General features: G+C 68.7%; 22 protein-coding genes. 9 read left to right on the plus strand and 13 right to left on the minus strand.

Annotated elements, in window-relative coordinates; genetic code table 11:
* Window positions 1-253: 253 nt before the first annotated feature.
* The 3 genes from PVZ77_RS10030 to PVZ77_RS10040 form a co-directional block, all read right to left on the minus strand.
* On the minus strand, window positions 254-2,650 hold the full coding sequence (locus tag PVZ77_RS10030) for a TonB-dependent receptor (RefSeq protein WP_273807419.1): 2,397 nt from the start codon (window positions 2,648-2,650) through the stop codon (window positions 254-256).
* A 70-nt stretch (window positions 2,651-2,720) separates the two neighbouring features.
* Complete coding sequence (locus PVZ77_RS10035) at window positions 2,721-3,668, minus strand: FecR domain-containing protein (protein WP_273807420.1); 948 nt, start codon at window positions 3,666-3,668, stop codon at window positions 2,721-2,723.
* On the minus strand, window positions 3,662-4,174 hold the full coding sequence (locus PVZ77_RS10040) for a sigma-70 family RNA polymerase sigma factor (RefSeq protein ID WP_273807421.1): 513 nt from the start codon (window positions 4,172-4,174) through the stop codon (window positions 3,662-3,664). Before PVZ77_RS10040 ends, PVZ77_RS10035 begins: the two co-directional genes overlap by 7 nt.
* 307 nt (window positions 4,175-4,481) lie before the next feature.
* Between PVZ77_RS10040 and PVZ77_RS10045 the strand changes: the two genes are divergently transcribed.
* The 3 genes from PVZ77_RS10045 (at window position 4,482) to PVZ77_RS10055 (ending at window position 8,128) form a co-directional block, all read left to right on the plus strand.
* Window positions 4,482-5,093 (plus strand): glutathione S-transferase family protein, encoded by a 612-nt coding sequence (locus PVZ77_RS10045; protein ID WP_273807422.1) that lies wholly within the window; start codon window positions 4,482-4,484, stop codon window positions 5,091-5,093.
* Between the two features lie 31 nt (window positions 5,094-5,124).
* Complete coding sequence (locus PVZ77_RS10050; protein WP_273807423.1) at window positions 5,125-7,152, plus strand: 2Fe-2S iron-sulfur cluster-binding protein; 2,028 nt, start codon at window positions 5,125-5,127, stop codon at window positions 7,150-7,152.
* Between the two features lie 76 nt (window positions 7,153-7,228).
* Window positions 7,229-8,128: a LysR family transcriptional regulator gene (locus tag PVZ77_RS10055; RefSeq protein WP_273807523.1), complete on the plus strand. Its 900-nt coding sequence runs from the start codon at window positions 7,229-7,231 to the stop codon at window positions 8,126-8,128.
* Here the strand turns inward: PVZ77_RS10055 and PVZ77_RS10060 are convergent.
* The 4 genes from PVZ77_RS10060 to PVZ77_RS10075 are packed head-to-tail and all read right to left on the minus strand — an operon-like array spanning window position 8,122 to window position 11,999.
* Window positions 8,122-9,579, minus strand: a complete 1,458-nt coding sequence (locus PVZ77_RS10060) for an aldehyde dehydrogenase family protein (protein ID WP_273807424.1) — start codon at window positions 9,577-9,579, stop codon at window positions 8,122-8,124. The two genes, PVZ77_RS10055 and PVZ77_RS10060, sit on opposite strands and share 7 nt — an antisense overlap.
* 29 nt (window positions 9,580-9,608) lie before the next feature.
* Window positions 9,609-10,457, minus strand: coding sequence for a GNAT family N-acetyltransferase (locus PVZ77_RS10065; protein WP_273807425.1), 849 nt, complete (start codon window positions 10,455-10,457; stop codon window positions 9,609-9,611).
* Window positions 10,458-10,483: 26 nt separating this feature from the next.
* Window positions 10,484-10,873, minus strand: a complete 390-nt coding sequence (locus PVZ77_RS10070) for a RidA family protein (protein ID WP_273807426.1) — start codon at window positions 10,871-10,873, stop codon at window positions 10,484-10,486.
* Window positions 10,863-11,999 carry a DSD1 family PLP-dependent enzyme gene (locus tag PVZ77_RS10075; protein WP_273807427.1) on the minus strand — a complete coding sequence of 379 codons (1,137 nt, stop codon included), beginning with the start codon at window positions 11,997-11,999 and terminating at the stop codon, window positions 10,863-10,865. The genes PVZ77_RS10070 and PVZ77_RS10075 overlap by 11 nt, the downstream gene beginning before the upstream one ends.
* Before the next feature lie 95 nt (window positions 12,000-12,094).
* Between PVZ77_RS10075 and PVZ77_RS10080 the strand changes: the two genes are divergently transcribed.
* From PVZ77_RS10080 to PVZ77_RS10100, 5 genes are all read left to right on the plus strand, one after another.
* On the plus strand, window positions 12,095-13,003 hold the full coding sequence (locus PVZ77_RS10080; RefSeq protein WP_273807428.1) for a LysR family transcriptional regulator: 909 nt from the start codon (window positions 12,095-12,097) through the stop codon (window positions 13,001-13,003).
* A 144-nt stretch (window positions 13,004-13,147) separates the two neighbouring features.
* Window positions 13,148-14,611 (plus strand): NAD-dependent succinate-semialdehyde dehydrogenase, encoded by a 1,464-nt coding sequence (locus PVZ77_RS10085; RefSeq protein ID WP_273807429.1) that lies wholly within the window; start codon window positions 13,148-13,150, stop codon window positions 14,609-14,611.
* A 142-nt stretch (window positions 14,612-14,753) separates the two neighbouring features.
* The gene (gene gabT, locus PVZ77_RS10090; RefSeq protein WP_273807430.1) at window positions 14,754-16,043 is read left to right on the plus strand and encodes a 4-aminobutyrate--2-oxoglutarate transaminase; all 1,290 of its coding nucleotides are present in this window, start codon (window positions 14,754-14,756) and stop codon (window positions 16,041-16,043) included.
* A gap of 199 nt (window positions 16,044-16,242) precedes the next feature.
* Window positions 16,243-16,932, plus strand: coding sequence for a hypothetical protein (locus tag PVZ77_RS10095; RefSeq protein ID WP_273807431.1), 690 nt, complete (start codon window positions 16,243-16,245; stop codon window positions 16,930-16,932).
* A gap of 29 nt (window positions 16,933-16,961) precedes the next feature.
* On the plus strand, window positions 16,962-17,453 hold the full coding sequence (locus tag PVZ77_RS10100; RefSeq protein WP_007161776.1) for an Lrp/AsnC family transcriptional regulator: 492 nt from the start codon (window positions 16,962-16,964) through the stop codon (window positions 17,451-17,453).
* Window positions 17,454-17,505: 52 nt separating this feature from the next.
* Here the strand turns inward: PVZ77_RS10100 and PVZ77_RS10105 are convergent, their stop codons facing one another.
* Entirely contained in the window at window positions 17,506-18,219 is a 714-nt protein-coding gene (locus PVZ77_RS10105; protein WP_273807432.1) for a cupin domain-containing protein, read from the minus strand.
* A gap of 231 nt (window positions 18,220-18,450) precedes the next feature.
* On the opposite strand from PVZ77_RS10105, the gene PVZ77_RS10110 reads away from it, so the two are divergent.
* Window positions 18,451-19,377 carry a 2-hydroxyacid dehydrogenase gene (locus PVZ77_RS10110; RefSeq protein ID WP_273807433.1) on the plus strand — a complete coding sequence of 309 codons (927 nt, stop codon included), beginning with the start codon at window positions 18,451-18,453 and terminating at the stop codon, window positions 19,375-19,377.
* An 18-nt stretch (window positions 19,378-19,395) separates the two neighbouring features.
* Here the strand turns inward: PVZ77_RS10110 and argE are convergent, their stop codons facing one another.
* From argE to PVZ77_RS10135, 5 genes are read right to left on the minus strand one after another with little or no spacing between them, the layout of a single operon-like run.
* Complete coding sequence (gene argE / locus PVZ77_RS10115; protein WP_273807434.1) at window positions 19,396-20,547, minus strand: acetylornithine deacetylase; 1,152 nt, start codon at window positions 20,545-20,547, stop codon at window positions 19,396-19,398.
* Window positions 20,544-21,704 carry an NAD(P)/FAD-dependent oxidoreductase gene (locus PVZ77_RS10120; RefSeq protein ID WP_273807435.1) on the minus strand — a complete coding sequence of 387 codons (1,161 nt, stop codon included), beginning with the start codon at window positions 21,702-21,704 and terminating at the stop codon, window positions 20,544-20,546. The genes argE and PVZ77_RS10120 overlap by 4 nt, the downstream gene beginning before the upstream one ends.
* Complete coding sequence (locus PVZ77_RS10125) at window positions 21,701-23,116, minus strand: FAD/NAD(P)-dependent oxidoreductase (RefSeq protein WP_273807436.1); 1,416 nt, start codon at window positions 23,114-23,116, stop codon at window positions 21,701-21,703. Before PVZ77_RS10125 ends, PVZ77_RS10120 begins: the two co-directional genes overlap by 4 nt.
* Entirely contained in the window at window positions 23,101-23,406 is a 306-nt protein-coding gene (locus PVZ77_RS10130) for a (2Fe-2S)-binding protein (protein ID WP_133861768.1), read from the minus strand. Before PVZ77_RS10130 ends, PVZ77_RS10125 begins: the two co-directional genes overlap by 16 nt.
* On the minus strand, window positions 23,403-25,247 hold the full coding sequence (locus PVZ77_RS10135) for an ABC transporter ATP-binding protein (protein WP_273807437.1): 1,845 nt from the start codon (window positions 25,245-25,247) through the stop codon (window positions 23,403-23,405). Before PVZ77_RS10135 ends, PVZ77_RS10130 begins: the two co-directional genes overlap by 4 nt.
* Between the last annotated feature and the right edge of the window lies 1 nt (window position 25,248).

A 25,248-nucleotide genomic window follows, 5' to 3' on the forward strand; every position in this document is an offset into this window, starting at 1 on the left:
TCTTTGAACTCGCCCAACTTTGGCCAATGTGCGGACGACAGGAAACCCGAACTCACTACAGTCCGTTATTTAAATAGCTCGACGATAAGTTGATAAGGATCTTGTTTCAGTTATATCCGCATGGCACTCCTGTCGATGAATAACAAACTTCAACCGAATAACGCAGCACCGTTCCCCCCTTAATCAACTGCTCATGAAATCTGCCGCTGCGCAGGACTGCACGAGCCTTGCGCAGCAGCGGGCTCCGGCGGCGTCAGAACGCCAGGGTGGTGGAGAAGACGAAGGTCCGCGGCGTTGAGATCGTCAGGCCGGGTTCGCTGTCGTCGGAAGCGCCGGCGGAGGCCCAGTAGCGCTCGTTCATCACGTTCTCCACCGAGGCCCTCAGGGTCACGCGGGTGGCGTCGACCTTGAAGGCGTAGCGCGCGCCCACGTCGAAGCGATGCCAGGCATCGATTTCCTTGCTGTTGGCCTGATCCAGGTACTGGGAGCTGGTGTAGATCCCCCGTCCGGTCAGGGTCAGGCCGGGCACCGCCGGGATGTCCAGTTCGGCGCCGAGGTTGGCATTGAGCTTGGGCGTGGCCGGGGCGCGATTGCCGTCGAAGGTGCCACCCACGGTGTCCCTGAGCTCGCTGTCGATGTACATCAGGCCGCCGAGCACGCGGAAGCCGGCCAGCGGCTCGCCGAACACGCTCAGCTCCGCCCCGTCGTTGACCCGCTTGCCGTTGGGACCGAAGGTACGGCTGGTGGCGTTGGTCTCGTAGGCCGGCTGCTTGATGCGGAAGGCACTCGCGGTCACGGCCACGGCGCCGAAGTCGTACTTGGCGCCCACCTCCGCCTGGCGGCTGATGAAGGGCGGGAAGATCTCGTCCTCGTTCAGCGCGGTGGACGGCGCGATCTTGCCCTGGCTGAGGCCTTCCATGTAGTTGGCATAGAGCGACAGGCGCTCGGTGGCCTTGAACAGCACCCCCGCCGAGGGCGAGACCTTTTCCTCGTCGTAGGCGGTGGTTTGCTTCACCCCATCGGACCAGTCGTCCACCTTGACCCGCTGCCAGCGGGCGCCGAGGGTGACCAGCAGGCGGTCGTCGAAGAAGCCCAGGGTGTCGGCCAGGGCCACGCCACTGAAGCGGTTCTCGGTGTAGTCCTTGGCATCGGACCGGGTGCGCACGCCCGGCGCGGGCAGGTCGCGGGGCGCATAGAGGTTACTGGCCCCGCTGGCGTAGCGCCCGCCACCGTTCTCGAAGTCCATGTAGAAGTAGTCGGCGCTGACATTGAGCTCGTGGCTGACCGGCCCGGTCTGCAGCCATTTGCGCGCGCCCACGTTGGCGGTGCGGACGTTCTCGTCGCGGGTGAAGTCGCGCGGCTGGACGGTGAAATCGCCGGCGTCGTTGGTGAGGGAAACGTTGTGGCGCAGAAAATCGTGATCGCTGCGGCGCGCGCCCACGGCGCCATAGACCATCAGCGAATCGTCGACGTCGAATTCGCCACGCAGGGCGCCGAAGGTGTCCCTGGTCTGGGCGCGGGTCCAGCGCTGGGCATAGTTGTGGCGCACGTCGTCGGCATCGGGCACCCGGGCATTGGCGCCGACCAGCACCCGCTCCTGGGGCGCATCGGTGTCGCGCTCGGTGTGGCCGAGATCGAGGCCCAGGCGCAGGCGTTCCACGCGATAGTCCAGACCGAGCACACCCATCTGCCGGTCGACGCGCTGGTGATCCCAGGTGGTGTCGCCGGATTGCTTGACGCCGTTGAAACGCATCCCGAAGCGATTGTCCTCGCCGAAGCGACGACCTATGTCCACGGCGCCGCCCACCTGGCTGTCGGAGGCATAGCTGCCGGTGATTTCGGTGATGGGCTGGTCGGTGGCGCGCTTGGGCACCACGTTGATGCCCCCGCCGACGCTGCCGCGAGGCGAGATGCCGTTGAGCAGCTGGCTCGGCCCCTTGAGGATGTCGACCCGCTCGGCCATCTCCATGTCGATGGAATAGGTCGGCAGCACGCCATAGAGCCCGTTGTAGGCGACGTCGCTATTGAACAGGCTGAAACCGCGGATGGTGAACTGCTCGAAGCGACCACCCGATGGATTGGTGGAGCGCACCGAGGGATCGCTGGCGATCAGGTCGGTAAGGGTGCGGGCCTGGAGATTCTGTACGGTCTGGGCAGTGTAGGACGTCTGGCTGAAGGGCGTGTCCATGAAGTCGCGATTGCCCAGCAGCCCCTGGGAGCCTTGCCGCGCGACCTGGCCACCGGCGTAGGGCGCGTCGTCCGCTTGCAGACTGGTGGCGACGATGGAGGTGCTGGCGAGTTCCTGGACGCCGCTGTCCTGCGGCGCGGGCGCCAGGGTGAAGTCGCGCGCCCCCAGCGGTTGCAGCCGCAGCCCCGAGCCGGCCAGCAGGCGGCTGAAGCCCTCCTCCACGCCATAGTCGCCGTTGAGGCCGGCGCTGCTGCGCTTGCCCACCAGCCTAGGATCCACCGCCAGATTGACGCCGGATTCCGCGGCGAAGCGCGTCAGCGCCTGGGCGAGACTGCCGGCGGGAATCTCATAGTGCCGGCGGGCGGCCTCCTGCGCCCAGGCGGAACCCGCCCACCAGGGAGTACCACTCAACGCCACCAGCAAGCCCGTGCGCAGCAACGGACGCAATACCAACGCCACCATTGAATCCCCCTCCTTTGATTGTCCTATGCCGTTAATGACCGACGAGTACGGAAAAGGGGACAGGCTTTTTTCAGACGCTGACCGAGCGGGGTTTCAGGGTCACCCAGAAGCGGGTACGCCAGTGCACCTCCACCGGCAGCGTCGCGGCCAGCAGCGCGAGTACCCGGTCAGTATCGGCGAGCTGGAAACTGCCGGTGACCCTGAGGCTGGCGAGCGCGGGATCCCAGCGCAGCAGGCCGCGTCGATAGCGACCGAGTGCCTGCAGGAATTCGTCCAGTGGCTGGTCCTGGGCGATCAGCACGCCTTGGCGCCAGCTCAGCAGCGTCGCGGAAAACGGCTCGATGGCACCGATCCCCAGGGCACTGAGGCGCAATTGCTGGCCCTTGCCCAGTTCCAGCCCCGGGCCGCTCAGCGGCTGCACCCCCACGCTACCGCTGACCACGCGCACATCGCAGCCCTCGTCATCCTGCTGCACGCAGACCTCGGCCTGGCGCACCGTCAGGGCCCCGAAGCGGGTGTCCAGCGTCAGCGGCTGGGCTCCGGGCACCTGCAGCGAGAGCTCGCCTTGCACGAGGGTCAGCCGTCGCCGCGCTTGATCCAGGTTCACGGCGGTCGCCGTATTGAGTTGCAGCAGGCTGCCGTCGGCCAGGGTCAGGCTGCGGCGTTCGCCGGTGGCGGTGCCAAGATCGGCGGTCCAGGCGTCCAGTGGCACTTCCTGGGTCAACCACCATCCCGTCGGTACCACCAGCGCCAGGCCGAGCAATTGACGCAAGGCGGTACGCCGGCCGCGATCGACCGGTTGCAGACTGGCCATGGCCAGCCGCGACGGTACCGCGGCGAAGCGTTGCTGCAGCGCCAAGGCCGCCTGCCAGGCGCGCTCGTGCTCGGCATGGGCCTGGCGCCAGGCCTGCAACTGCAGGTGTTCGCGCTCGCCAGCCGCGCCGGATTCAAGCAGTGCCAGCCAGCCCGCGGCCTCGCGGATCGCGGTCCGCCGCCGGTCCTGGGCGCCGCTCAGCACAGCTCCGCCAGCAGGCAATGCTCATAGGCCTGTGCCATGTATCTCTTCACCGTGCGCTCGGAGACCTGCAAGCGCTCGGCGATCTCGCGGTAGGTGAGGTCTTCGAGCTGGCTGAGCAGGAAGGCCTGGCGCACCATGGCGGGCAGGCCGTCGAGCAGTTCATCGAGGGCCTGCAGGGTTTCCAGCAGGACCCAGCGTTGCTCGGGCGATGGCGCGCAGGCTTCGGGCAGCTCGGCCAGGGCATCGAGATAAGCCTGCTCCAGGCTGCGCCGGCGCTGGAAATTGATCAGCAGGCGCTTGCCGATGGTCACCAGATACGCCCGCGGCTCCTGCAGTTCGCCCAGCACCTCGGGGCTGCGCACCAGCCGTAGAAAGGCCTCCTGGCTGAGATCGGCCGCATCCCACTCGCTGCCCAGCCGCCGCCGTAACCAGGCCTGTAGCCAGCCGCTGTGGTCGCAATAGAGCCGATGAAGATGGCGTGAGGATGCGAGAGCCATATCACTCATGACGGGTGCTGCCTGCTCGATGATGCTTAGATGATATTGATTCTACTTTACAGTCTTAGGCACCGACCAGTCCCAGGCGCTCTAGACTGCCGCCTGATAGACAGATCAGGCCTGATTTGCAACTGCCGAAGGGCCTAGCTGAGGTCCATGACGGGAACAGCCGCCCTTGCCCGCCCCTGACTCGATCATTCCATTTTGCGGAATGCTGAACTGACCAGAAGACCCATTCCCTCGAAAGCTCGCTGATCCCAAGCTGGTAGCACCTATCGGGACCACTCTCGGCCCGATGCCTGCCAGGAGTCGGATCATGAAGCTCTATCACACCCCGCTGTCCGGTCATGCCCATCGCGCCGTGCTCTTCGCCTCGCTGCTGGGGATCGAGGTCGAGCTGATCGACATCGATATTCCGGGCGGCGCCAATCGCACGCCGGAATTCCTTGCCCTCAATCCCTTCGGCCAGGTGCCGGTGCTGGAGGACGGCGCGACGGTGGTCGCCGATGCCAATGCCATCCTCGTCTACCTGGCGAAAAAGGCCGGTCGTCGCGACTGGCTGCCGGAAGATCCGCTTGGCGCGGCCGCGGTGCAGCGCTGGCTGTCGGTGGCCGCCGGAGAACTGGCCTATGGCCCGGCGGCGGCGCGGCTGATCACGGTGTTCGGCGCCCGTCTGAATCCGGAAGAAGTCATCGCCCGCGCCCATGTCCTGCTCGAACGCCTGGAAGCGCACCTGGCCACGCGAGACTGGCTGGCCGCCGATCATCCGACCATCGCCGACATCGCCCTCTACAGCTACCTGGCCGGAGCGCCGGAAGGCAATGTGGAGCTGGCGCCCTATGCGGCCGTGCGTGCCTTCCTGCAGCGGGTGGAAGCCCTGCCCGGCTTCGTGCCCTTTGCCGAGACCGCGGCCGGCCTCCGGGCCTGATCGCGCCTTCACCCTGCTGGAGGCCAAGGTCATGCACGAGCCCCTACCCACCTGGCACGCCGGGGAAACCTTCATCCAGGAACGGCTGGGCGTCCGCGAACGCCTGGAGGCCCTGGGGCCGCGGGTGATCCGGCCGTTCATGCCCGACCAGCATCGGCAGTTCTTCGCCCAGCTGCCCTTCGTGGTACTGGGCAGCGTGGATGCCGCGGGCGACGCCTGGGCGACGATCCTGGAAGGCCAGCCGGGCTTTCTCGCCTCGCCCACGTCCACCACCCTGGATATCGCCGCCCGCCCGGCCAGCGAGGATCCAGCGGCGTCCGGACTGGGCGCAGGCGCTGCCGTGGGCCTGCTGGGCATCGAGTGGCACACGCGCCGTCGCAATCGCATGAACGGCATCCTCACCCCCACGGCCCGGGGACTGCGCGTGACGGTGGACCAGAGCTTTGGCAACTGCCCGCGCTATATCCAGCTGCGTGACCTGAGCTTCGCCCACGAACCGGGCGCAACGCCGGTCGTGCCCGTGGAGCACCCCACCGGCCTGGACATGGCAGCCCGTGCGCTGATCGCCGGCGCCGATGCCTTTTTCGTCGCCTCCTACGCCGACCAGCAGGGCCAGCGACGGGTCGATGTCTCGCACCGGGGCGGCAGGCCGGGCTTCGTCCGGGTAGACGCCGAGGGCCTGCTGACCATTCCCGACTTCAACGGCAATCTGTTCTTCAACACCCTGGGCAATGTCGTCGCCAATGGCCGGGCCGGCCTGCTGTTCGCGGACCTTGAGCACGGCGATCTGCTGCAGCTGAGCGGTACCGCCGAGGTGCTGTTCGACTCGCCCGAGATCGGCGCCTTCGAAGGCGCCGAACGCCTCTGGACCTTTCGCCCGCAGCGTATCGTCCGTCGCCGCGGCGCCCTGGCGCTACGCTGGCAGACGCAGCCCGGCGGCGAGTCGGACAGCAGTCGGCTGACCGGCAGCTGGGCGGAGGCCGAGCAGCGCCTGCAGGCCAGGGCCCAGGACCGCCACTGGCGTCCGCTGCGCATCGCCCGGATCGTCCAGGAGAGCGCCACCATCCGCTCTTTCCACCTCGAAGCGGTGGACGGCACAGCCTTGCCCTCCTACCAGGCCGGCCAATTCCTGCCGATCCGGGTGACAGCCGAGGCGGGGCAACCCTCCCTGGTGCGAACCTATACCCTGACTTCCCTCCCCGCCGACGGCCATTACCGCATCAGCGTCAAGCGCGACGGCCTGGTCTCGCGACTGCTGCACGACCGGCTGCGCGAAGGCGACCTGATCGAGGCGCGGGCGCCCGCCGGCGACTTCACCCTGGCGGCCGCGGCGGAGCGCCCCCTGGTGTTCCTCGCCGCCGGGATCGGTATTACTCCGTTGCTGGCCATGCTGCGCCAGGCGGTCCATCGGGGTCGGCGGCCAGTCACGCTGTTCTATGGCGCCCGGACCCTAGCGGAACGGGCCTTCGACCGGGAACTCGCCGAGCTGATGGCCAGGGCTCCGGAAACGCTACGAATGATCAGGGTGCTGAGCGATCCCGCGGCTGCCCTTCCCGGGGTGGACCATGACGTCGCCGGGCGCATCGACATGGCGCTGCTGGGCCGCCAGCTGCCCTTCGGTGACTATGACTTCTACCTCTGCGGTCCCGCGGCCTTCACCCAGGGCCTCTATGACGGCTTGCGCGGTTTTGGCATCGAGGATGGCCGTATTCATGCCGAAGCCTTCGGGCCGGCCGGCCTGGTGCGCAGCGGTGCGGCGACGGCTGGGGCCGTACGGTCTGCCGCCTCTACCGAGGCCTTCCGGGTGCGCTTCGCGGCGTCCGCTCGGGAGGCGCAGTGGACGCCCGCCTCCGGCAGCCTACTGGAGCTGGCCGAGGCCCAGGGCCTGGCGCCCGCCTTCAGCTGTCGCGAGGGGCACTGTGGCAGCTGTCGCACGGGGCTGCTCCAGGGCGCGGTCTCCTATGCCAAGGAACCCGCCGCGACGGTCGCCGCCGACCAGGTCCTGCTCTGTTGCGCCCGGCCCGCCGCCGGGTCCGCGCCACTGGAACTGGATCTCTAGGCTGGCCAGCCTGGCCGGGTCGACTACCATGGACGTCTTGCCGGGCCGCTCCGGCGCCCTGAGGAAGACCCCGCAGATGGATCGTTGGCAGGCGATGCGCGTGTTCGTGAAGGTGGCCGAGACCGAGAGTTTCGCCCGCGCGGCCCGGGATCTGCACCTGAGCGCCCCGGCGGTGACCCGCCTGGTGGCCAGCCTGGAAGCGCTGGTCGGCGCCCGCTTGCTGGTGCGCACCACCCGTTCGGTGAAACCCACCGAGGCCGGCGTTCGCTATCTGCAGGATTGCCGGCGCATCCTCGGCGAGATCGCCGAGGCGGAACTGGCCGCGGCCGGGCACTACGCCAAGCCGGTCGGCACCCTGGCGATCACCGCGCCGCTGCTCCTAGGCCAACTGCACGTATTGCCGCTGGTGCTGGACTATCTCGAGCGTTATCCGGACGTGCGCGCCCGGACCTTCTTCGTCGACAGGCCGGTGAACATCGTCGACGAAGGGATGGACATCGCCCTGCGCATCGGTCATCTGGCCGACTCCGGCCTTACCGCCATCCAGGTCGGCTGCATGCGGCGGGTGGTCTGCGCCGCGCCCAGCTACCTGGCGACCCGTGGCGTCCCGGGGACGCCCGCCGCGCTGCGCGATCACCGCGTCCTGGTGTCCCACAGCGCCTGGTCGTCGCTGGAATGGCGTTTCGCCGGCGGGCAACGGGTGGTGGTCGAGCCTTTGTTGCACAGCAACACCAATGCCGCCGCGATCAGCGCGGCCGAGAGCGGTCTGGGCCTCACCCGCGTGCCGCATTATCAGATCGCCCAGGCCCTGGCGGACGGCGTGCTGCAACTGGTGCTCGAAGACCACGAAGAGGCACCACTGCCGGTCAATCTGATCTATCCCGAGGGGCGCCAGGCACCGGCCAAGGTCCGGGCGTTCATCGACCTGGCGGTAGCGGGATTGCGGAGCAATCCGCTGTTCAATCCGCGTCAGTGACCCAGGATCGCCTTGGTCTCCAGGTATTCCTCCAGGCCCTGGACGCCATACTCGCGCCCGTTACCCGAGCGCCGGTAGCCACCGAAAGGCGCCAGGGGATTCCAGGCCGGGTAATTGAGATGCACCTGTCCGGCGCGGATGCGGTTGGCCACCGCGGCGACCTGGGCCGGGTCTCGCCCCTGGACGTGGGCGCTGAGGCCATAGAGGCTGTCATTGGCGATGGCGATGGCCTCCTCGAGAGAGGAATAGGGCAGCAGGCACAGCACCGGCCCGAAGATCTCCTCCTGGGCGATCCGCATCCGGGCGCTGACCGCCGAAAACACCGTGGGACGCGCATAGAAGCCCACTGCATGGCCCTCGAGCCGTCCCAGCCCGCCGCAGATCAGCGTGGCGCCTTCGGCCAGGCCGCTGGCGATCAGCTCCTGCACCCGGGCGAACTGGGCGCCGTTGGCCAGGGGCCCGAGTTGGGTGTCCGCGGCCTGCGGATCGCCGACCACGAGGCTTGCCACCGTGGCCGCCGCCAGGCGCTCCACCTCGGCCAGACGCGCCTGGGGCACCAGCATGCGGGTAGGCGCGCTGCAGGACTGGCCGCTGTTGCGGAAGGCCGCCAGCACGCCCTTGGCCACGGCCGTCTCGAGGTCGGCGTCGGGTAGCAGCAGGTTCGGCGACTTGCCACCCAGCTCCTGGGTCACTCGCTTCACGGTGGCGGCGGCGGCCCGGGCCACCTGTACCCCCGCGCGATTGGAGCCGGTGATGGAGATCATGTCGACCTCGGGATGCTCGGCCAGCGCGGCGCCGACCGTGGGTCCGTCACCGTTGATCAGGTTGAACACCCCGGTCGGTATCCCCGCGTCATGGACCGCCTGGGCGAACAGCAAGGCGCTCAACGGCGCCAATTCGCTGGGCTTGAGCACTACCGTGCAGCCAGCGGCCAGCGCCGGCGCGACCTTGGCGGTGATCTGGTACAGCGGCCAGTTCCAGGGGGTGATGAGGGCGCAGACGCCGATGGCTTCGCGGCGGATGCGCAGCGCCCCCTCGCTGCGCTCGAAGGCGTAGTCGATCGCGACCTCGCGCGCGACGCGCAGATGCTCCAGGGCCAGGGGCACCTGCAGGGCGCGCGCCGCAGCCACGGGCGCGCCCATCTCCCGGGAGATGACCTGGGCGAAGCTTTCGCTACGCTGCGTCAGCAGGCCGTGGAGTCGCTCCAGCAACCGGGCACGGGCGGCCGGGGTACGGCCGGACCAGTCGGCGAAGGCCGCGCGGGCAGCCTGTACGGCCCGATCCACCTCGGCGGCGCTGCCCAGGGCCACATCGGCCAGGGGACGTTCATTCGCCGGGTTGATCACCCTGACCCGTTCCGGGCCAGCGGCGGGCACCCAGTGGCCGTCGAGATAGAAGTGATTAGTGGTCCGGGGATCGAGCAGGTCGTGCAGCGTGGCGTCCAGCAGCATGGCGGTGTCTCCTGACGATTGAACGCGACTCAGCCCAGCGCCTGGGTCACCAGGGCGAAGGATCGGACGTTTTCCGACGGTCGTGGCGGCGTGCCCCTGGCCATGCGCGGAGCGCGATCCACGCAGGCCAGGCCGGCGGCTACCAGCCAGTCGGCCAGGCCGCAATCGGCCAGGATGTCGATGCGCACGAATTCACCCTGGGTCGCCTCCAGCAAGGGTGCGATCAGCGCCTTGGCCGCCTCGGCATCCGGCGCTACCACGGGGCCTATCACCAGGCCCCGGCCGAAGCGTCTGAGCAGGGCCAGGCCCTGCAATTCACCCTCCCGCTCCAGCCCCATTACCTGCAGCGCCTCGGGCAGCAGATCATCCAGCACCCGCCTGCGCTGCAGACCGCTGGCGGCGTTGGCCAGGGCGATCGCCTGCGGATAGTCGGCCGGCGCCAGACGGCGGCAGCGCAACTCGGAAAGCACTGGCGCGGTGGGCGCATTGGCCAGGCAGCCCTGGTGCTGCTGGATATGGTCGAAGGTCACGAAACCCAGGCTGGCATACAGCGGGGCGCCCGCCTCGGTGGCATTGAGGATGGGCGTGCGCGGCGCCGTGGCGTCCAGGCACAGCTGCATCAAGCGGCGACCGATCCCCTTGCCCTGATGCTCGTCGCTGACGATCACCAGGCCAATGGACGAAAAGTCGCCCTGGTGGCAGGCGAAGGCGATACCCACCCGTTGACTCTCGCGTTCGGCGACGAATCCGTCGGCGGTGCGCTGGACCATGGCCCAATCGGCTTCCCGATGCGGCCAGCGCAGCCGTTGCGACAGCGCGTGGGCGGCCGGCAGGTCCTCGGCGGTCGCGGGGCGATAGCTGTAGGTCGAGGCGTTCATGAGCTCTCCTGGTGGGATGTCCGGGATCAGCAGGCGCGGGCCAGCGCCTCGATCTCGACGAGATAACCATGGTGCAGGTGCGGTACGGGCACCACCGCCCGCGCCGGGCGATGCGCGCCCAGGTACCCGGCATAGAGGCGGTCGAAGGTAGGCCAATGCTCGATACCCACCACGTAGACGGTCACCTTGAGCAGATCCTGCGGTCCGCGCCCGGCGGCGGTCAGGATGGCGCAGAGGTTGTCCAGGGCGATGCGCGCCTGATCGGCGAAGCTCGCCGCCACGCTGTGACTGCCATCGGGCCGCACCGGCAGCTGCCCGGAGACATGCAGCAGCCCCTGGTAGGCCACCGCCTGGGCGTAATGCCCACCGGGCGGCGCGGCCTCGGCGGTCTGGATGAATTCGGGATCAACGACCATGCAGGCGACTCCAGGCAGTGAGGGCGCCGGCGGCGTCCACGGCGTGATAGTGATCGAACTGGCCACCGGTGGCGCAGGCGTGATTGGGCAGGACGCGCAGGCGACTGCCCACGGGGAAGCGCTGCTCCAGATCGGCGGGCGCCCCTCCCGCGAAGCTGATCATGCCGTGCTCCTGATTGGCGCCGGACAGCAGCGCGCCTTCGAGCCAGGTCCCGTCCAGCTCGCAGACCTGGCCGTAACCGAAATCGCGCCGCTGCCGTTGGGTGCCACGGTCGCGGCTCAGCGCCATCCAGCCGGCATCCACCAGCACCCAGCCCTTTTCCGGCTGGTGGCCGATCACCGTGGTGAGGACACTCAGCGCCAGGTCGTCGGCGCGGCAGATGCCGACGTTGAGCATCACCAGGTCCTGGAAGACATAGACCCCGGCGCGCACCTCGGTGACGCCGGTCAGGTCCAGGGCCGACAGCGCCGTGGGTGTCGAGCCAATACTCACCTGCGGACAGGCGAAGCCCCGGGCCCGTAGCCGCTCGGCCGCCGCCACGCAGAGGGCGCGCTCCTGCTCGGCCAGCGCCTGCAAGGCCGCGGGCTCGTTCAACGCGTAGCTGGAGCCGGCGTGGGTGAGCACGCCCGCGAGAGTCATACCGCCGGCCCGCAGCACCTCGGCGACCTGCAACAGTCTGGGATCGTCGGGCTGCAAGCCGGCGCGATGACCGTCGCAGTCGATCTCCAGCCAGACGTCGAAGGCTTCGGCATGGCGCTGTCCGGCTTCGACGATGGCGCGCGCCCCCGCCAGGCTGTCGGTGAGAATGCCGAGCCGGCAGCCCCGCCGCCGCAGCGCCCGCACCTGCTCCAGTCGCGCCGGGGCGATGGCCACGGCATAGAGCACATCGGTGATGCCCAGGGCAAAACAGGCCTCGGCCTCCTGCAGCGTGGAAACGGTCACGCCCTGGGCGCCCGCCTCCCGTTGCCGGCGAATGACCGCCTCGCTCTTGCTGGTCTTCACGTGGGGCCGCAGGCGTACGCCGAGGGCGTCCATGCGTGCTTGCATGAACTGGATGTTGCTGATCATCCGCGCCTCGTCGATGAGCGCGGCGGGGGTATCGAGGGTGAGCAGGGACGGGGTCATGGCGGGGACTCGACCGATGGGCGATGCCTCGACTGTACCCAGCCAACATGAACCTGTGCTTCAATTCAACTGACTCATTCCTTCAGCTCAGATTAATGATCGCCATCGAAGACCTGCGCCTGATGGTGCTGCTGGCACGTTCCGACTCCTTGAGCGCGGCGGCGCGCGCCCTGAACGTCTCGCCGCCCGCCCTCTCCGCTCGGCTGCGCAGGCTGGAGGCACGCCTGGGCGTGGCCTTGGCCAATCGCGATGCTCGGCGGCTGAGCCTCACGCCCGATGGCGAACGCCTGGCCCGGGAATGCGCCGAGCTGCTCGAGCGCCTGGACGCCCTGCCGGAGGCGTTCGCCCGCCACGACCACCCGCTGGTGGGTACCCTCCGCCTGGCGGCGCCCTTCGGCTACGGTCGCCAGCGCATCGCCCCGCTGCTGGCACGCTTCGCCAGCCTGCATCCAGGCGTGCGCCTGCAACTGGACCTGCGCGAGACGCCCTGGCCCGATCGACACGACAGCGACGCGGTCATCCATATCGGCGCCATCGAGGACAGCTCCTGGATCGCCAAGCCCCTGGCGCACAACGAGCGCTGGCTGTGCGCCAGCCCCGCCTACCTGGCCGAGCACGGCGTGCCCCGGGAGCCGCAGGACCTGCTGCGGCACCGCTGCATCTGCATCCGCGAGAACGACGAAGACGTGACGCTCTGGCAACTCCGCCACGCTCAGGAGCGCCGGACACTGCGCATCGAGCCCGCGCTGCTGACCAACGACGGCAGCGTGGCCCGACGCTGGGCGGAACAGGGTCAGGGCATCGTGCTGCGCTCCGAATGGGACGTGGCCGACGCCATCGCCCGCGGCGCGCTGGTCCGGTTGCTGCTGGACTGGCGTTTCGACCGTGCGCCCATCACCCTGCTGGTCCCCGCGCGCAAGCAGCGCAGCGCCCGGCTCCAGGCGCTGGCCCGCTTCCTCGACCAGGCGGTGAAGGGACTGGAGGCGGGCACCGACGCTCAATAAAGGCAACGCCCGAGCGCCGCCGCAGAAACTGCGGCGAGGCGGTGAGGAACACCGCGGGCAGCGTTCAGGCACCCTGCAATTCGGCATTCGCCACCGTGGCCGCTCCCTAGACTCAGGGGCTGACCTGCCACTGGGAGCGCCACCATGCCACTGCACCCCGATCTGCGAGACCCACGCCTATTCAAGGAATCCGCCTATGTCGGCGGTCACTGGATAGCCGCCGACAACGGCGCCACCTTCGCCGTGGAAAATCCTGCCACCGGCGCCGTCATCGCCCAGGTGGCGGCGTTGGAGGCGGCGGAAACCGCCCGCGCCATCGCCGCCGCGGAGGCGGCCTGGCCGGCCTGGCGCGAACGTCCGGCAGCCGAGCGCGCGGCCCTGCTGGAGCGCTGGCACGCGCTGATGCTGGAGCATCAGGAGGACCTGGCCCTGCTGATGACCCTGGAACAGGGCAAGCCCCTGGCCGAGGCGCGCGGCGAGATCGCCTATGGCGCCAGCTTCGTCAAATGGTTCGCCGAGGAAGCCCGGCGCAGCTTTGGCGACATCCTGCCCGCCCCCGCCCGGGATCGCCGGGTGCTGGTGCTGCGGCAACCGGTGGGGGTCGCCGCCGCCATCACCCCCTGGAATTTCCCCAACGCCATGATCACCCGCAAGGCTGCGCCGGCCCTGGCCGCCGGTTGCCCGGTGGTGATCAAGCCCTCGGACCTCACCCCGCTGTCGGCCCTGGCGCTGGCCGAACTGGCCGAGCGCGCCGGCTTTCCGCCGGGCGTATTCAACGTGCTCACCGGGATGCCTGCCGGCATCGGCGGTGAACTGACCGGCAATCCGGCAGTACGCAAGCTGTCCTTTACCGGCTCCACGCGCATCGGTCAGCTGCTGCTGGCCCAGTGCGCGGCCACGGTGAAGCGCACCAGCATGGAGCTAGGCGGCAATGCGCCCTTCATCGTCTTCGACGACGCCGATCTGGACCTGGCCATCGCCGGGGTGCTGCAGAGCAAATTCCGCAACGCCGGCCAGACCTGCGTCTGCGCCAACCGCATCCTGGTGCAGGACGGCATCCACGACCGCTTCGCCGAGCGGCTGGCTGCCGAGGTGGCCAGATTCAAGGTGGGCAACGGCCTGGACGCCGGCGTGACCCTGGGTCCGCTGATCAATCGCCTGGCGGTGGACAAGGTGGCGCGCCATGTCGACGACGCCCTGACCCAGGGCGCCAAGGCCCTGTACGGCGGACCGCCCAGCGGCCGCGACCAGTTCGTCGCGCCCACGGTGCTCACCGGGGCCACGGCGGACATGCTGCTGGCCCGCGAGGAGACCTTTGGCCCGGTGGCACCGCTGTTCCGCTTCCGCGACGAAGCCGAGGCCCTGGCGCTGGCCAATGCCACGCCCTACGGCCTGGGCGCCTACTACTACACCCAGGACCTGAGCCGCGCCTGGCGCGTCGGCGAACAGCTGGAATTCGGCATGGTGGCGCTCAACACCGGCACCCTGTCGATGGAGGTCGCGCCCTTTGGCGGCGTGAAGCAATCCGGCCTGGGCCGCGAGGGCTCGCACCTGGGGCTGGACGAGTACCTGGAGGTCAAGGCCTGGCACCTTGGCGGGCTCGACTGAAACCCAAGGCGGCAGGCAACCGAAAATGCCGCCGCCCCCAAGCAAAACAGCCGATCACGATGCCGGGGCCGGCAACTTCAGCGTTACCGACCCTGCGGCCTGCGTAGGCTGGAACTCTCGCCCCTGCCTGGAGTATCGCTGCATGAATTCCGCTGCCAAAGCCACCGACCGCCTGCTGGGTCTTCGCGAACAAGGCGTTCCCCGCGGCATCATTACCGCCCATCCCGTCGTGGTGGCCCGCGCCCAGGGCAGCGAAGTCTGGGATGTGGACGGTCGTCGCTACCTCGATTTCGTCGGCGGCATCGGCGTGCTCAACGTCGGTCACAATCACCCACGGGTGGTGGAGGCCGTGCGTCGCCAGGTCGGCGAGATCTCCCACGCCAGCTTCCAGGTGATGGCCTACGAGCCCTACCTGGAGCTGGCCAGCCGTCTCAATACCCTCATCGGCAACGGCGAAGCCTACAAGACGCTGCTGCTGACCTCCGGCGCCGAAGCCGTGGAGAATGCCATCAAGATCGCCCGCGCCCACACCCGGCGCCCCGGGGTGATCGCCTTTCGCGGCGGCTTCCATGGCCGCACCCTGCTCGGCGTGACCCTCACCGGCTTCGCCCAGCCCTACAAGCAGAACTTCGGGCCTTTCCCCGGTGACATCTACCACGCGCCCTACCCCGATGCCTTCCGCGGGGTGGACAGCCAGCAGGCCCTGGCCGGTCTGCGCGAAGTCTTTGCCACCCAGATCGCACCCGATCAGGTGGCCGCCCTCCTGATCGAACCGGTGCAGGGCGACGGCGGCTTCCGCCCGGCGCCGGTGGAATTCCTCCAGGCGCTGCGCGCCCTCTGCGACCAGCACGGCATCGTGCTGATCGCCGACGAGATCCAGACCGGCTTCGGCCGGACCGGCAGCCTCTTCGCCTTCCAGCAGACCGGCGTCCAGCCCGACCTGGTGACGGTGGCCAAGAGCCTGGCCGGTGGCCTGCCGCTCTCCGGGGTGGTCGGTCGCGCCGCCATCATGGACGCGCCCCTGCCCGGCGGCCTCGGCGGTACCTATGGCGGCAACGCCCTGGCCTGCGCCGCGGCCCTGGCGGTACTGGACGTCTTCGCGGAAGAGGATCTGGTCGCCCGCGGCATCGCCCTCGGCGAGCAGCTGCGCAGCGGTCTGCTCGAGCTGCAGCGGCGGCATCCACGCATCGGCGAGGTGCGTGGCCGTGGCTTCATGCTGGCGGTGGAAATGGTCGGCACCGATGGCCACAGTCCGGACGCCGCCCTCGCCCAGCAGGTCATCGACGGTGCTCGCCAGGCGGGCCTGCTGGTGATCAAGTGCGGTGTCGAACGCAATGTCATCCGCTTCCTGGCACCGCTGGTGACCACCGAGGCACAACTGGCCGAAGCCTTGCACATGTTCGGCCAAGCCCTCGCCCAGGCCGCTGCCTGAGAAGCTGTCCACGATCTCGCGAGCTAGCGTCAAACAAGGCGAAAAAGCCTGAGAAAGCGCAGTTTACAAGCGGTAAATGAGCATTTCGAAAGCTTTTTCAACGCAGTTTGGCCGACGCGCAGCAGGTCGTGAATGGCTTCTGAGGTCGAACGTAACGCCGCTCCGGCACGACCGGCGCGGCGCCAAGGGGAAACCGACCATGAGAATCACGCGCTACCAGGCCATAGGCTTTTCCTGCTACGGCATCCTCGTCGACCGCGAAGGGGGCATCCTCGAAGCCCTGCGCCCCCTTGTGGCGCAGGCGGGCCTCAGCACCCACCCCGACTGGCTGCTCGGCAGCTATCACCGCCTGGCCCGCGAGCTGCGCCAGGCCGCGCCCAACGCCAGCCAGACCAGCCTGCACCTGCGTATCCACCAGCGGCTGGCGCAAGAGTTGCAGCAGCCAGACGATCTGGATGCCAGCGTGGCCTTTGGAAACGCCACGACGTCCTGGCCGGTGTTCGAGGATGCGCCGGGCGCGCTGCAGTACCTGAGCAAGTTCTATCGATTGGTGTTGCTGGCCTCGCCCGATGACGGCGACGCCGCGGCGGTCACGGCACGCTTGCCCGAGGTGTTCGCCGCCGTGATCCCCAACCGCGGTGGCGATCTGCGCCTGGCGCTGGACAACACCCTGGAAGAGCTGGGCTTGGCGCGTGGGGATCTGCTGCCGGTAAGGGGCAGCGAACCGGACGACCCCTGGAACCCCCTGGTGGATTTTCCGCTGTGTACCTTGCGCCGTGATCGCTCGCGGCCCTGGAACCTTTCACGGCAGGCCCTGGATGGCACGCGGTGCGAGTACGCGAGTCTCGCCGACCTGGTGCATGCGCATCAGACCGCCCTGCGTGCCTAGCCTGACGTTCACGACTGCGAGGAACGACGATGGACGCCGCAACAAAACTGGACCGCATCGACATCAACATCCTGGTGCAACTGCAGAAGGATGGCCGGATGACCAATGTCAGTCTCGCCGAAGCCGTGGGCCTCTCGCCCAGCCCCTGCCTGCAGCGCGTCAAGCGCCTGGAGGCGGCCGGCTACATCAGCGGCTACGAAGCCCATGTCAACCTCGCCAAGATCGCCAACTCGGTGACGGTCTTCACCGAGGTCACCCTCTCCGACCACAAGCGCGCCGACTTCGTGAAGTTCGAGTCCTTCATCCGCGGTGTCGACGAGATCCTCGAATGCCACCTCATCAGCGGCGGCTACGACTACCTGCTGCGTTTCATGTGCAGCAGCATCGGCCACTACCAGGAGCTGATGGAATCCATCCTCGACCGCAACGTCGGCATCGAGAAGTACTTCAGCTACATCGTCATCAAGTCGCCGGTGGTCAAGAACGCCCTGCCGCTGCGCAGCCTGATCAAGGCGGGCTGATCACCCTCGCCGCGACGCTCCGCCAGCATCCCGCTGCCGGAGCGTCCTCTTCTCAGCGCAGGATGCAATACAGCTTGCGCACGCGTTCCCGGCTGTCCCAGGCCATGGGCGTTTCCGCCGGTACCAGCACCGCCTCGCCCGCATTGACGGTGCAGGCCGCTTCCCCTGCGACCTCAAGGGTCACGGAGCCGGCATAAAGCAGCATCAGCTCGCAGTGGGGATTGCTCACCGCCTTGCGCGTATAGGCCGTGCATTCCCACATCCCGATACGGAGGGCGCCGCCACCGCTTTCGAACAGATCGCAGCCAGTGGCCGTGGGTTCGGGGCTGAGCAGGACGCTGGCCGCCGGCGGCGGCGAGGGCTCGCGCGGAGCCGAGGGATCCAGCAGCACGGGTGCCTGGGGCATGGGTCCCTCGCTGGCCCGGCCGGGAAAGGCCATGAACAGGCGCCGCAACTCGCCGCCGTGACGCCAGCGGCAAGTCAGACCCCGCGGCAGGATGACGGCATCGCCGGCCTTTAGCTGCAGAACCTTTCCGTCCCATTCCAGCTGCAACTCCCCGGCCTCGATGAGGCTGACCTCCACCCAGGGGTAGTCTTCCAGCTGGCAGTCGGCGGAATGGGCGACGGCGCTGCCCATCACATAGCCCAGGCGGCCGTCGTGCAGGTGTGGTTCCCGGCCGGCGGCCAGGGGATCATCGTGCAGGGGTTGCAGCGCGCGCGGCAGCTGGCGGTCATTGGGCGGTTGGCAGTAGTGCAGCAGGGGCATGGCGAATCCTCGGGCTAAGAGGCACGGCGGGCGTGCCGCGGACCTGGCCAGTATCGACCGCCAAGGCGCCTGGGTTATGGCGTTTGCGCCCCGGGCCAGCACAGAAGCTGCCGTTTTTCCCGGATGCGGCGCAGTTTCCGCCGCACCACCGATCATGACGGCGATGCCCGGGATTTCAGGACAAACTACCGCCCCGTTGCGCCATCCTTGTGCTTTTCCGGAGACCTCAACATGACGCTGCTCTACAAGGCCGATCCCGAACGCGGCGAGGCCTGGCGACACCTGTTCCAGGAGCGGGCGCCCGATATCGAATTCCGCCACTGGCCGGCGGTGGGCAACGCCGATGAGGTGCGCTACCTGGCCTGCTGGCAACCACCGCAGGACCTCGCCAGCCGCTTTCCCAACCTGGAGGTGCTGTTCGCCACCTCGGCCGGGGTCGATCAGTTCGACCTGAGCCTGCTGCCTGCCGACTTGCCGGTGGTGCGCATGCTGGACCCCGGTATCGTCGCCGGCATGGTGGAGTACGCGACGCTCATGGTGCTGGCACAGCATCGCCAGTTGCCGCGCTACCTCGACCAGCAGGCCGCAGGGCGCTGGCAGGAGCATGCCCTGGTGACGGCAGAGAACAGACGCGTGGGGGTGCTGGGTCTCGGCCAGATCGGCCAGGCGGTGCTGGAGCGGCTCGCCACCTTTGGTTTCCGGCTTTCGGGCTGGTCGCGCTCGGCCCATGACCTGCCAGGGGTGCGCTGCCATGCCGGCCTTGAGCAGCTGCCAGCGTTCCTGGCCGACTGCGAGATCCTCATCTGCCTGCTGCCGCTCACCGGGGAAACCCGCGGCATCCTCGATGCCCGGCTGTTCGCCGCCCTGCCCCGCGGCGCCAGCCTGATCAACCTGGGTCGTGGCGCCCAGCTGGTGGACGCCGATCTGCTGGCGGCGCTGGACAGCGGTCAGCTGAGCCAGGCGGCGCTGGACGTGGTGGAGCCGGAACCGCCGGCAGTCGACCATCCCTTCTGGCAGCATCCGCGGATCTGGCTGACGCCCCACGTGGGCGCCATGACGGTGCCGGAAACGGCCTTCACCGTGCTGCTGGACAACATCCGCCGCCACCAGCGCGGCGAGCCGCTGCGTGGGCTGGTCGATCGGCAGCGAGGGTACTAGCCGGGGCTCGGGGTGGCCTCAGCCCAGGGCCACCCGCAACCGTCCCAGCAAGGCGTCACAGGTAGCGAGCTGGCTCACTTCGACATACTCATCCGGCTTGTGCGCCTGCTCGATGCTGCCGGGGCCGCAGACCACCACCGGGGTGTCCAGGCGACTGGCGAAAAGTCCGCCCTCGGTGCCGAAGGCCACCTTGAGCTGGGTGGTGCCGGGTTCGACCAGCGTCTGCAGGAAGCGCACGGCTTCGACACTGGGATGGGTGTCCAGGCCCGGATAGGCATTGACCGTCTCGATCTCGATGGCGGCCTTGGCCGAGGTCTGTTGTGCCTCCCTGACCAGGCGATCCGCCGTTTCCTGCAGCGCGGCGACCAGGGAGGCGGGATCGTCCGCCGGCAGATGGCGAATCTCGAAGTCCAGGGTGCAGAGATTGGGCACGATGTTCAGCGCCTTGCCGCCCTCGATCCGCCCGACATGCAGGGTGGTATAGGGAATATCGTAAGCCGCGTCGTGCGCACCCTCCTCCGCCAGCCGACGCTGGCTGGCACGCAGGGCGCCGACCAGGTCGCTGGCCAGGTGGATGGCGTTGACGTGCAGCGGCGCCAGGGAGGAATGACCTTCCTGGCCATGGCAGTGGGCGCGCAGCGCCGCCTTGCCCTTGTGGCCGAGGGCGACCTGCATGTTCGTGGGTTCGCCGACGAAACAGAGGAAAGGCCGCACGGGTGCCATTTCCAGCACATCCAGCAGTCGCCGTACCCCGACGCAGCCGATCTCCTCGTCGTGGGAGAGCGCCAACTGCAAGGGTCGTTTCAGCGATTCATCGCGAGCGGCGTCCAGCAGCGCCACCACTGCACAGGCGACGAAGCCCTTCATGTCGCAGGCGCCGCGACCATAGATCCGGCCGTCCTTGAGGGTCCCCTCGAAGGGTGGCAGCGTCCAGGCCTGGCCGGCCACGGGTACCACGTCCGTATGCCCGGAGAGCAGCACGCCGGGCACGTCGACTGGGCCGACGCTGGCGAAGAGATTGGCCTTGCGCCCGCTCTCGTCGAGCACCAGGCGGCAGGCGATACCGGCGCCTTCCAGCAGGCCCTGCACATGCTGGATAAGCGCCAGGTTGGAGTCGGCGGAGACGGTGGGAAAGCCGATCAGGGTGCGCAGCAGGTCCTGGCTGTTCATCCGGCGAGGCTCTCGCTGCGCGGTTGCGCGAAGCGGCCGATGTCGAAGGCCGCCAGGGGCGTTTCGGTGCGCCCGGTGGCGATCAGCTCGGCCATGGTATCGCCCACGCCCGGGCCGAGCTGGAAGCCGGCGCCACAGAAGCCGAAGGCGTAGTAGAGGCCGTCCACCTGACTGCTGGGACCCATGATCGGCAGGTCGTCGACGATATAGCCCTCGACCCCGCTCCAGGTACGGATCACGTTGATCCGCCCCAGCGCCGGCGCCAGGCGGCGCAGCTGGGCCAGTTGGTTGAGCAGGCCATGGGGCTCGGCCCGGGCCAGGCGGGTATCCAGGTCCGGTCGGGTGCGGAAGCAGCCCCCGAAGATGACGTTGCCCCGCGGGATCTGGCGGAAATAGATGGTCTCGCTCACCAGCGGCGAAGACACGCCCACGGTCTCGCGGAAGACATAGGGCAAGGGCTCGGTGACCCCCATCTGCGGGCCGTGGGTCTCGATGGGCACCGGCTCGCCGAACTGGCTCGACAACCGGCTGCCCCAGGCACCGGCGGTGATCAGCAGCCGTGGCGCCTGATAGCGCCGGCCATCGGCGGCCTGCACCAGGAAGTCACCGCCCGGTTTGGTGACCTGGGTGATCTCGACCCCTTCCTGGAGATCGACGCCTTCGCGCACCGCGGCGCGGGCGAACGCCGGGGCGGCCAGGCGTGGATTGGCATGGCCATCGTGGGGCGCATAGGAGCCGGCCACCACCTCGGGGCCCAGATAGGGAAACTTCTCGTGCAGCGCCGCGCCTTCGAGTACCTGAAGGTCCAGGGCGGCGGTCTCCGGCGCCCGTGCATACTCGTGCAGCATGGCAATGCGCGCCGGATCGTAGACCACGCGCAGATGACCGCCTGGAATGAATTCCAGGTCGTCACCGATAAGCTCCGGCAGGCGACCCCAGATCCCCCGCGACCGCGTGGCCAGCGCGACCTGACTCAGGTAGCGGCCCTGACGGCGGACATTGCCGAAATTGGTGCCACTGGCGAAACGCCCGACCTGGTCACGCTCCAGCAGGAGCACCGACAAGCCCCGGCGACGCAGGAAGAACGCGCTGGCGCTGCCCATGATGCCGGCGCCGACGATGATGACGTCGGCTCGGTTGGCGGCATGCTGACTCATGATGAAACCTCCTCTTCGCTGGTCACGATGCCCAGCGGCAATGGCCGGATGGGCGCCTGGCCACGCAGGCGGCCGACGATTTCGACCGGCACCCCGGATTCGGCGGCGATGATCTCGGCCCCGGCCTGGGCGCAATAGCGGCCCTGGCACCGGCCCATGCCGACCCGGCTGAAGGCCTTGGCGCGATTGGCTTCACGGGCACCCTTTTCGCGTACCACGGCGCGCAGTTCACCGGCGGTGATGCCTTCGCAACGACAGACCACCGCGGTGTCCGGCAGACTGGCCATCTGCCTGGCCGGCCAGGGAAAGGCCTCGGCCAGGCCCAGGCGAAAGCGCTCCTGCACCGCCAGCGCCTCGCGGCAGCGCTCGGCGAGGCCGCTGGGCACCGTGCGTCCGAGATCGGTCAGGACCGCGCAGGCGGCCAGTTGCCCGGCCAGCTCGGCGCCGTCTGCGCCCCGTACCCGCGCTCCATCCCCGGCGGCATAGACGCCTGGCGTGGAGGTGCGGCCGTCGGCGTCCAGCTGCAGCACCCACTGGCTGGTCGCCCGCTCGAATTCGAAGGCGCAACGGGCCAGGTCGCCCAGTTGGGTTTCGGGGCGCAGGTGATACCCCAGGCCCACGGCGTCGCCCGCCACTTCCTGACGCAGGCCACGGGCATCGGCGAAGGCCACGCCGGCGACCCCCTGTTCGGCATCACCGAGAATTTCCAGCGGCGTGACGCCAAGGTGCAGCGGCACACCGGCGCGCTTGAGCGCGGCCATGAGCTGCACGCCCTTCCAGGCCACCCCTGGGCGGGCCAGCAGCTTGGGTGTCGCCAGGGCACGCAGGCGCAGCGGCGCGGTGTCGAGTACCGCCGCCACCGTGGCTCCGGCCTGCTGGTACTGGGCGGCGACGAGATAGAGCAAGGGGCCGCTGCCCATGAAGATCACCCTGCGGCCGATGGACACCGCCTGGGCCTTGAGGGCGATCTGGGCGCCACCCAGGGTATAGGTGCCGGCCAGATTCCAGCCCGGCACCGGCAGCAGCCGATCGCCGGCACCGGTACAGAGCACCAGCGCGTCGAAATCCAGGGTGCGCTGGCGATTGCCCTGCGCCGTGTAGAGGGTGCGTTCGTGCAGGTGCCAGGCCAGGGTATCCGGGCGGTAGTCGAGGCGCCCGCGCAGGCTATCGAAGGTGCGGTGTAAGGCCTCGGCCTTGCCCGCCTCGCTGCCATAGAGGGTGGCGTAGGGCCGCTGGAAACCCTCGGGCTGGCGCCGATAGATCTGGCCGCCATCGCGGCGATTCTCGTCGATGACCACCGGGGAGATACCCGCGGAAAGCAGCGTTTCCGCACAGCGCACGCCGGCCGGACCCGCCCCGACGATGACCACCCGCGGCGGGTTCGCGTCCTTTTGAACTAGGCCAGATTCCATACGGCCTCCGGTTGCGTGGTCAGGATCTGCAGTCCTTCGCGTACCTCGGTGCCGCAGGCGCGCAGGCGTTCGCCCTCGGCCGTCCAGACCCAGCAATCCTGGCAGGCGCCCATCAGGCAGAAGCCGGCGCGACGTTCGTCGCCGAATTCGGAGCGGCGCAGCGCCGGGCCGTTGGTGAGCAAGGCGACCATCAGGGTGTCGCCGGCCAGGGCCGTGACCGGCAGGCCATCGACACTGAGGCTGACCTGCGGTCGGCCGGTTTCGCCGAGGCGCTGGAAGCGGGTAGTCATGCGCGAACTCCTTGGGTATGCAGCACGGTACCGCCCTGCAGGCGTTGCAGGGCGTCACCGTCGTGATGACAGAGGATGCGATTGCCACCGGCCAGCATCCGGGGCTGCGGCGGCACCCGGTCGCAGCGCCCTTCGATGCGTACCGGGCAACGTTGCAGGAAGCTGCAGAGTCGGCCACTGGCGGCTGTCGACGGGACCCATGGCAGCGGCGTACGGATCGGCTGTTCTTCCAGCCAGCCCTGACGCAGCTCGGGTACCGAGGCGGTGAGCAGGTCGGTGTAGGGATGCAGCGGCGGATGCTGCAAGGTGGCCGGCGTGCCCACTTCCACCGGCTGTCCGGCATAGAGCACCAGCACCTCGTCGCAAAGGCTGCGCACCGTAGAGATGTCGTGGCTGATGAACAGATAGGCCAGCCCTAGCTCGCGGCGCAGTTCAGCGAGCAGGTCGAGGATGGCGGCGCCAACCACGGTATCCAGCGCCGAGGTGACCTCGTCGCAGAGGATCAGCTCGGGTTCGGCCGCCAGCGCCCGGGCCAGGTTGACCCGCTGTTTCTGACCACCGGACAGTTCTCCCGGACGCCGACTGGCGAGACTGGCCGGCAGCTGCACGCGGTCGAGCAATTCGCGGACCTTGCGCTGGCGGGTCGCCTTGTCGAAGGCGTGATAGGTCTCCAGCGGACGCATGAGGATGCGCTCCACGCTATGGGACGGGTTGAGCGCCGTGTCGGCGTTCTGATAGACCAGTTGCACCCGGCGGAACTGCTCGCGGGTGCGGCCCTCCAGGCCCGGCGGCAACAGTTCGCCACCCAGGCGCACGCTGCCCTGGGCCGGCGGCAGCAGGCCGGCGATCACCCGCGCCAGGGTCGACTTGCCCGAACCGGACTCGCCGATCACCCCCAGGGCCTGGCCCTTGGCGATGCGCAGGTCGATGCCTTCCAGCACCCGGTAGTGCGGCAGACCGTCGGCGCCGAGGGAACCATAGCCCGCCACCAGATCCTTGACCTCCAGGATCGGCGCCATGGCCTCCACGGTGGGCAGGCCACGCTCCGCCAGGGGTTCGGGCTGGGCCGCGGCCAACAGGCTGCGGGTATAGGGATGCCGGGCACTGGCCAGCAGCCGCTCGGTGCGGCGATTCTCATAGACTTCGCCGCCATTGAGCACCAGGATGCGATCGGCCATCTGGGCCACCACCGCCAGGTCGTGGGAGACGTAGATGGCGGTCACGCCACGCTCGCGCACCACCTGCTTGAACACCCGCAGCACCTCGATCTGGGTGGTGACGTCCAGCGCCGTGGTGGGTTCATCGAGGATCACCAGGGTCGGATCGGTGATCAGCGCCATGGCGGCCATCAGCCGCTGCAGCTGACCGCCCGAGACCTGGTGCGGATAGCGCTGGCCGATGTGCTCGGGGTCCGGCAGCGCCAGCTCCTTGAACAGTTGCAGCGCCCGCGCCTCGGCTTCCTGGCGGTTCAGTACGCCATGGATCAGCGCGCTCTCGATGATCTGTTCCATGAGTCGCCGCGCCGGATTGAAGGCCGCCGCCGCGCTCTGGGCGATGTAAGCGACGGTGCGACCGCGCAGGCGCCGCAGGCCGGTGGCGTCCAGCTCCAGCACCTGGGTGTCGCCGACGCGGATCGAGCCACCGGCCAAACGGCAGCCCGCCCGGGCATAGCCGAGCAGCGACAGGGCGATGGTGGTCTTGCCCGAGCCCGACTCGCCGATCAGCGCCAGCACCTCGCCTTTGGCCAGGCTGAAGCCGACGTCCTTGACGATGGCGGTTTCGCTGCCGTCATCGCCCTGGGCGACCACCCGCAGGTCCTTGACCTCTACCAGCAATTCCATC

The sequence above is a fragment of the Pseudomonas sp. SHLD1 genome (assembly GCF_028640935.1).
GTDB lineage: Bacteria > Pseudomonadota > Gammaproteobacteria > Pseudomonadales > Pseudomonadaceae > Chryseomonas > Chryseomonas aestiva.